The sequence below is a fragment of the Paenibacillus residui genome (genome assembly GCF_042677205.1).
Taxonomy (GTDB): Bacteria; Bacillota; Bacilli; order Paenibacillales; family NBRC-103111; genus Paenibacillus_L; species Paenibacillus_L residui.
On the sequence record NZ_JBHTIU010000012.1, the window covers coordinates 183,100 to 189,360 of the forward strand.

Here is a 6,261-nt window from a genome sequence, read left to right on the forward strand (position 1 = left end):
GGATGGTGACAGTGAATGAGCCAACATGAATGGGAGGCCGAAGAAGAAAGGGAGAAGCCTTTTAACAAAGAATATATGCGCCGTATGTTCGGCTATTTGAAGCCGCATCGCCGAACGATGACCTTCGTCTCCGTTATCGTTGTCGTGAATATGCTGCTCAGCCTGGCGGAGCCGATCCTGATCCGTTACGCCATTGACGAAGGAATGGTCGCCCGCAATCTGTGGGCCATTCATATAGCCGGAATAGCCTTGCTTGGACTCCGGCTGGGCGGCTGGCTGCTCAGCACCCTGCAGATTCGGCTCGTTAACTTTACCGGCCAGCGCATTCTGTTTGCGCTGCGGCAGGAGCTGTTCAATCACCTGCAATCGCTCTCCTTCCGCTTCTTCGACGGGAGGCCGGCCGGCAAAATCATGTCCAGAATCACTAACGACACCAACGCAATCGGAGAGCTGATCAACGGCGGATTGATTACGCTGCTGATGGAAGCCACGCACCTGATCGGAATCGTGGTCATCCTGCTGTACTGGGATTGGAAGCTGGCCTTGATGGCTTTCACGGTCCTTCCGTTTCTCTATCTGATCGTATCCCGTTTCCGCCCGAAGATTGAATCGGCGTGGCTTCGTTCCAGACATACGATTTCGGCGATCAACGGCAATGTAAACGAGACGATCCAAGGCATCCGTGTCATTCAGGCCTTCTCCAGGCAGGAAGAGAATGACCGCCGTTTCCACGAAATAAATTCCAGAAACCGCAAGGCCTTCATGAAGGCCATTTCCCTGGAATCATTCGTCTGGCCGCTGGTCGAGCTGATCGGGATGATCGGCACATGCCTTGTTGTCTGGTACGGCGCCATGCGAGTGATTAATGGAGACTTGAGCGTCGGATTTATCGTTGCCTTCATCAACTACTTGTGGAGGTTCTGGGGACCGTTAAGCTCTTTGTCCAAAGTATACAGCCAATTGCTGTCGGCCATGGCTTCCGCAGACCGAATCTTCGAAATTCTCGACACCAAGCCGGAAGTGAGAGACATGCCCGGCGCCAGACCGCTCCCCCCTATTCGCGGCTCGGTCGTATTCGATCAGGTATCTTTCCGATATGCGCCGGATAAGCCGGAAGTGCTGCGAAGTATTCAGTTGGATATCAAGGCGGGACAGCGGATCGCCATTGTCGGCCCTACCGGTGCGGGCAAAAGCACGATCATCAACATGCTGATGCGATTTTATGATCCGACCTCCGGCAGGGTTCTTATAGACGGCCACGATATCAAGGAGGTCTCTCTGGCCTCTCTGCGCAGCCAGATTGGAATCGTTCTTCAGGATTCGTTCATCTTCTCCGGTACGATTGAAGAAAACCTGCGCTATGGGAAGAAGGACGCCACGATGGAGGAAATCGAGAGGGCGGCCCGAAGCGTCCGCATCGACCGGCTGGTGGAGAAATTTCCCGACGGCTATCAAACGCAGGTGGAGGAAAGAGGCTCGATGCTATCGGTAGGCCAACGGCAGCTCCTTGCATTCGGAAGAGTTTTGCTGGCGGATCCGAAAATCCTGATCCTGGATGAGGCAACCTCCAGCGTGGATACGGAAACCGAGCAGCACATTCAAGAGGCGTTAAATGTTCTGCTGGAAGGCCGAACGGCTTTCATTATCGCTCACCGGCTGTCAACCATACGCGATGCGGACGTCATCCTGGTGATCGAGCAAGGGCAAATTGCCGAGAGCGGTTCGCATGAAGAGCTGCTTGCACACGGAGGCATCTACGCCAACCTGTACTACAATCAGTTCCTGATGCAGCAGAGCCTTGCCAAGAAGGCGAGCGGAACCTAAGTGGCCCGCAATCCCTCTGGATAGACGCAGAAGTCGTTCATCCGTATGCCATACCATAAATAAGAGAACCTGATCGGTTAGGATCGGGTTCTCTTTGTTTATTGCTAGAGTTGAGCACACGTCGGGGGATAAATGGATTTCATCCAGTTAGTTTGCTCCTTGAGGGCGAAAAAACGATAACTAAGTGGAAAAAGTCCATCTATTTTCCGCTAAAAGGGCGATATCAGCAAAAACCCTCCATTCTAAATGCAGTTTTTCCAGTTACTTCAACCATTTTTGCCATTCGCTTGAAATTAACTGGACAAAATCCAGTTAGCCCCCTGCCGTTCACGGCCAATCATTAGAATTGATAGCAACCCTAACCATCTTTGACATTTTCATGGGTCAACGCAATCTCATATATCCCCATGTGACAATCCCCACCGCCAGAATGGCCACAAGTGCAACGAACACCGCGTATCCGCTTCTGGTTCTGGTAGACGTATGCCGATCATAAAAATCAGGGTTTCGGCCCAGCCCGATCCAAAGCTCCCCAATCAAATGAATAACGACCAGGGCGAAGCTTCTAACCATCCTCATTGTTATCCCCCCGCTATCGATCAGAAAATATCATAAACCCATTTTAACATTTTATTCCACCGTCCGCATCCAAAATGGCCAAGTTTATCGTGCCCCTTGATCAGGCTCTTCCCTGTACTCAATATAGAAACTTGTCAGCGCTATTTCCTGTTCGGATTTCACTTGCTGGGAGTAGAGAGAAATTCGATAGATCCCCAATGTCGGAAGTTCGATAGTTTGATTTACTTTTCCATCCTTCATCGATGCCCGCAAGCTCGAAACCGGAACGAAAGCACCCGAGTCCCAGCGCTCTACTTCTATTGCAAGATCGTCCCCGATTGCCTTGCGAACCGTTCCTGTCACCGTATAAGACGGTTTATGAGTCAAAGTATAGCCGCTGGAAGGATGTTCAAGATCCAATTGGGTAAAATCGGCCATTTGTTCATCTGGATGGTGATTGATATCCAAAGGAGCCGCTTCAAACGGACTAAGCTTTAAAGTATTGGGATCGTACGGATGATCAAGCAACGCCGGACTTGGATATAAGTAGTCCAGCTTTGTTTTTACATGTCGAATAAACTTTACCGCTTCCGCCCTTGTCAATAAATCATACCCTTGAAACCCTTCAACACTGTTGTCAGTCTTCCCCTCCGAAATACCGCTATCGAGTAAAAACCGGATGGAATCCTTAAAACTATAAGATCTCCCATTTACATTTGTAATCAATTTTGCAACATACATCCGAGGTATATTAATTTCCGGATCATTAGAAGAGGACAATTTACTTGATGGAGGAACGATGTAGCTTCCGCCCCAGCCCATTTTAAAAGCATACTGTTTGTACGGAGTTCTCCAATCGTCGTCGCCTTGCTGATTCAAGAAATCTTTTGGGTTATAAGCACGAATGAGCATAGCCAGAAATTCAGTCTGTCCAACGGGTGCATCTGGTTTGAATGTTCCATCCGGATATCCATCGACGATTCCTTGATCTTTGGCCCAAAGGATCGATTCATATCCCCAATGCTCTTCATTAACGTCCTGAAACAATTCATTGTCTTGAGCCTTAATACTAACTGGTATTATCGCAATTAGAACAATTAAGATAATACCAGTTACAAACATTTGACGATGTCGAACATATACCATTCGAAATCCCTCCCTTGTATTTTTCTTAAATATTTAGACGAACAACTAATTCATTTTGTTGCAAGAAATCAGTACGATGCACCCTCGAATAATCGAAAGTGCATCGTTCTTTTAGAAAATGCATTCCAGTTTGATTAATAAACTGTCAAATGGCAAGTGCTTTCGGTCAGACTCTACAAATAGTTAAGGGCGTAAGTCTATGTTAACGTAATAATCATAGTACGGCCGAATCGTATTGACGCTGACCTTCCTTTGTTCATCCGGTGTACCCTTCTTATTTGCATGAACTACTACAGAACTGTTCATTAGTGTGTAACTAGTTGGGCTGTAAACATATGCGTCATAAATATGTCCATTTAATAGATATGAACCATCAGATATAGAATGAACATCTCTATATGCCATTGAGAATCCGGTAGCCATTTCGACATTGCTTCCGTCTTGTTTTAAGTAGATATCCGGGAACCAATAGGAGATGGATGTTATATAGTTATAATTTGAATCATAAGCAATAATTTGAAGCTGGTTATCTGCAGAAACACTGTAATTAAAATAAAGAGTACCAGATGGGATTGGGTCCTGAGAGGAAATCCAATACTGATTTTTTCCTTGCAGTCCGTTTATTGCAAGGCGCCATTCCCCCCGTAAATAAAAAGCCCCTACATCTGCACCGCCAAAATATTCGGATTCTAACGATAGATAGCAAAACTCCTTAACTGGCTACACTTTGTCTTTGTGTAGAACTATAATTGAATATCGAGTCAAACATCACAATTACAATATGGACTTTTATGTATATATTTACTATATTTATATAGTAAACCAATTCATCAAATTGTCAATACTTGCCATAAAATTTTACGTCAATCATTCTTTTCGGATGATTTTGTATTAAATCGCAAATCTAGTCTTATTTATTTGACAAAATTAAAGAACTAAATATCACGTAAAATTTCAAAAAATATTGTGAAAATTTAGCCAGTCCTAAAACTATTGCCTCCAAAACCAAATTCGCGGCGTCTCGTTTAGGTATATTACTCGCGTTGATGTGTACATCATAGCGAAACGTGGTACCTTTCGAACTCTCCCGGCGCATTATGACAGAGAATGACGGGTACGGTATTCTCTCCCTTTTCATTTCTTCACTCCATTCGACAACACGCGCCAAATCCCGGCACTTTTTCTGCCCGATCTTCCAGTGCATCTTGTTGATTTTTCACGAGAGCTATCATATTCTGCGCTTTCCCGGGAAATGAAGAAAGTATGGCCTGTTGTTAGAGCGGAAGTGTGACTTCGGGAGCCGATCCATTGTAGTTAAATAGCGTTCGCACAATAGGGATCACCCGAAAAGACCGCATGGGGCTTCAATCAAATGAAAAAGCTTTTTGATGACTAATATAGGCGTCCATTCCGTTCTGAAGGAAAGTGACTCTTAAAAGGACTTTTCATGCTCTGCCACAAAAGCGTGAACATGGATCAAGAAATAGAATCTTATTGCTAATGTGGTAAAATAGAAGCGTTATTAGATGAAAATCAGCTGTAGGAGGAATACATATGATGGACAACCTGCTGCCGGAAGTAGCGGCTGCACGAAAATCGGAATACGGAATCGACCCTATTTTCTTAAACCGGTGGTCTACCCGTGCATTTTCCAGCAAGGCGGTGAAGGATGAAGATTTATACGGGGTGCTGGAGGCAGCCCACTGGGCCCCTTCGGGAAGCAATGAACAGCCATGGAGGTTTATTATAGCCAAAACACCGGAACAGCGTGAAACGTTCCTTCAGTTTATCAGCCCGTTTAACCAAGAATGGTGCAAGGAAGCCCCGGTGCTTCTGCTGCTGCTTTCCAGAAAAGTCAATGAAGCCGGCAAAGCCAGCCCATCTCATGCATTGGATGCCGGAACGGCATGGGGCTATCTGGCGCTGGAAGCCACCCGGAGAGGTCTCTCCACTCATGCAATGGGAGGCTTCGACCGGGCTGCCGCCCAATCCGCTCTGCAAGTACCGGAAGAGTACGAGCCCCAGATTGTCATTGCCTTAGGCTATCGTGGCGACGAAAACCAGTTATCGGAAAGAAACCGGTCCCGGGAAATTCCAAATACGCGGAAGCCGTTGTCGGAAATCGTTTTTGAAGGCCGGTTTCCACAGCCATAAACTTGGCGTAATTCGCCCATATCTGTGAACCTCCCCCACTTACTCGCTATCGCGAGTTGAAGTCGGGGCTTCTTACCACGGGCAACTTCATGTACCTATTGTAGATAGGGATTTGCCCCATCTACTCCATATCCAAGTACGGGGTATCTGTGAAGTTGTCTTAGTAAGCAACCGATGTCTCTTGTAGACATCGGGGGCGGAACAGCCCGTCTACTACTTCTTGCCTAAGCAATCCGTAGATACTTCATCTTGCTTTCTACATCAAAATGCACGAACTCGCTGAATAACGCTTTGCTGAGGATATTCCTGGCCCCGTGCAGATCCCGATGCTCTCTATACCCGCACGCACAGCGATAGTTCCTGGATGTTCGTTTATTGCGCTTCCTGCAGACAGGACATGTCTGACTTGTATACGTTTCATCGACGAGATGGAGTGCGATCCCTTCTCGTTCCAATTTATACGTCAAATACTGCTTCACCTTGCCCATGGACCAATTTGATAGCTTCTGCGCCTGCTTTCGGCTCACGCGTTTGTTCTTACGCGTATTCCGCTGCACGCCTTCGATATCGCCAAGATGA

Annotated in this window: 5 protein-coding genes; 2 read left to right on the forward strand and 3 right to left on the reverse strand. The window is 46.7% G+C overall.

Features of this window, described 5'->3' with window-relative positions:
- The first annotated feature begins 15 nt into the window (after positions 1-15).
- Positions 16-1,824, forward strand: coding sequence for an ABC transporter ATP-binding protein (locus ACFQ03_RS04830; RefSeq protein WP_379286440.1), 1,809 nt, complete (start codon positions 16-18; stop codon positions 1,822-1,824).
- A gap of 384 nt (positions 1,825-2,208) precedes the next feature.
- On the opposite strand, the gene ACFQ03_RS04835 is transcribed toward ACFQ03_RS04830, so the two are convergent.
- Entirely contained in the window at positions 2,209-2,403 is a 195-nt protein-coding gene (locus ACFQ03_RS04835) for a hypothetical protein (RefSeq protein ID WP_379286442.1), read from the reverse strand.
- Positions 2,404-2,487: 84 nt separating this feature from the next.
- The gene (locus ACFQ03_RS04840; RefSeq protein ID WP_379286444.1) at positions 2,488-3,528 is read right to left on the reverse strand and encodes an S-layer homology domain-containing protein; all 1,041 of its coding nucleotides are present in this window, start codon (positions 3,526-3,528) and stop codon (positions 2,488-2,490) included.
- A gap of 1,554 nt (positions 3,529-5,082) precedes the next feature.
- Here ACFQ03_RS04840 and ACFQ03_RS04845 point away from each other — a divergent pair.
- Positions 5,083-5,682, forward strand: a complete 600-nt coding sequence (locus ACFQ03_RS04845) for a nitroreductase family protein (RefSeq protein ID WP_150960314.1) — start codon at positions 5,083-5,085, stop codon at positions 5,680-5,682.
- A 224-nt stretch (positions 5,683-5,906) separates the two neighbouring features.
- Here the strand turns inward: ACFQ03_RS04845 and ACFQ03_RS04850 are convergent.
- On the reverse strand, positions 5,907-6,261 hold a 355-nt coding region (locus ACFQ03_RS04850; RefSeq protein ID WP_379286446.1), incomplete at its 5' end, for a zinc ribbon domain-containing protein.

Excerpts from the sequence above, each read along its gene's own strand:
- ACFQ03_RS04840 (WP_379286444.1), bottom strand. The coding sequence starts at position 3,528 with ATGGTATATGTTCGACATCGTCAAATGTTTGTAACTGGTATTATCTTA.
- ACFQ03_RS04845 (WP_150960314.1), top strand. The coding sequence starts at position 5,083 with ATGATGGACAACCTGCTGCCGGAAGTAGCGGCTGCACGAAAATCGGAA.
- ACFQ03_RS04835 (WP_379286442.1), bottom strand. The coding sequence starts at position 2,403 with ATGAGGATGGTTAGAAGCTTCGCCCTGGTCGTTATTCATTTGATTGGG.
- ACFQ03_RS04830 (WP_379286440.1), top strand. The coding sequence starts at position 16 with ATGAGCCAACATGAATGGGAGGCCGAAGAAGAAAGGGAGAAGCCTTTT.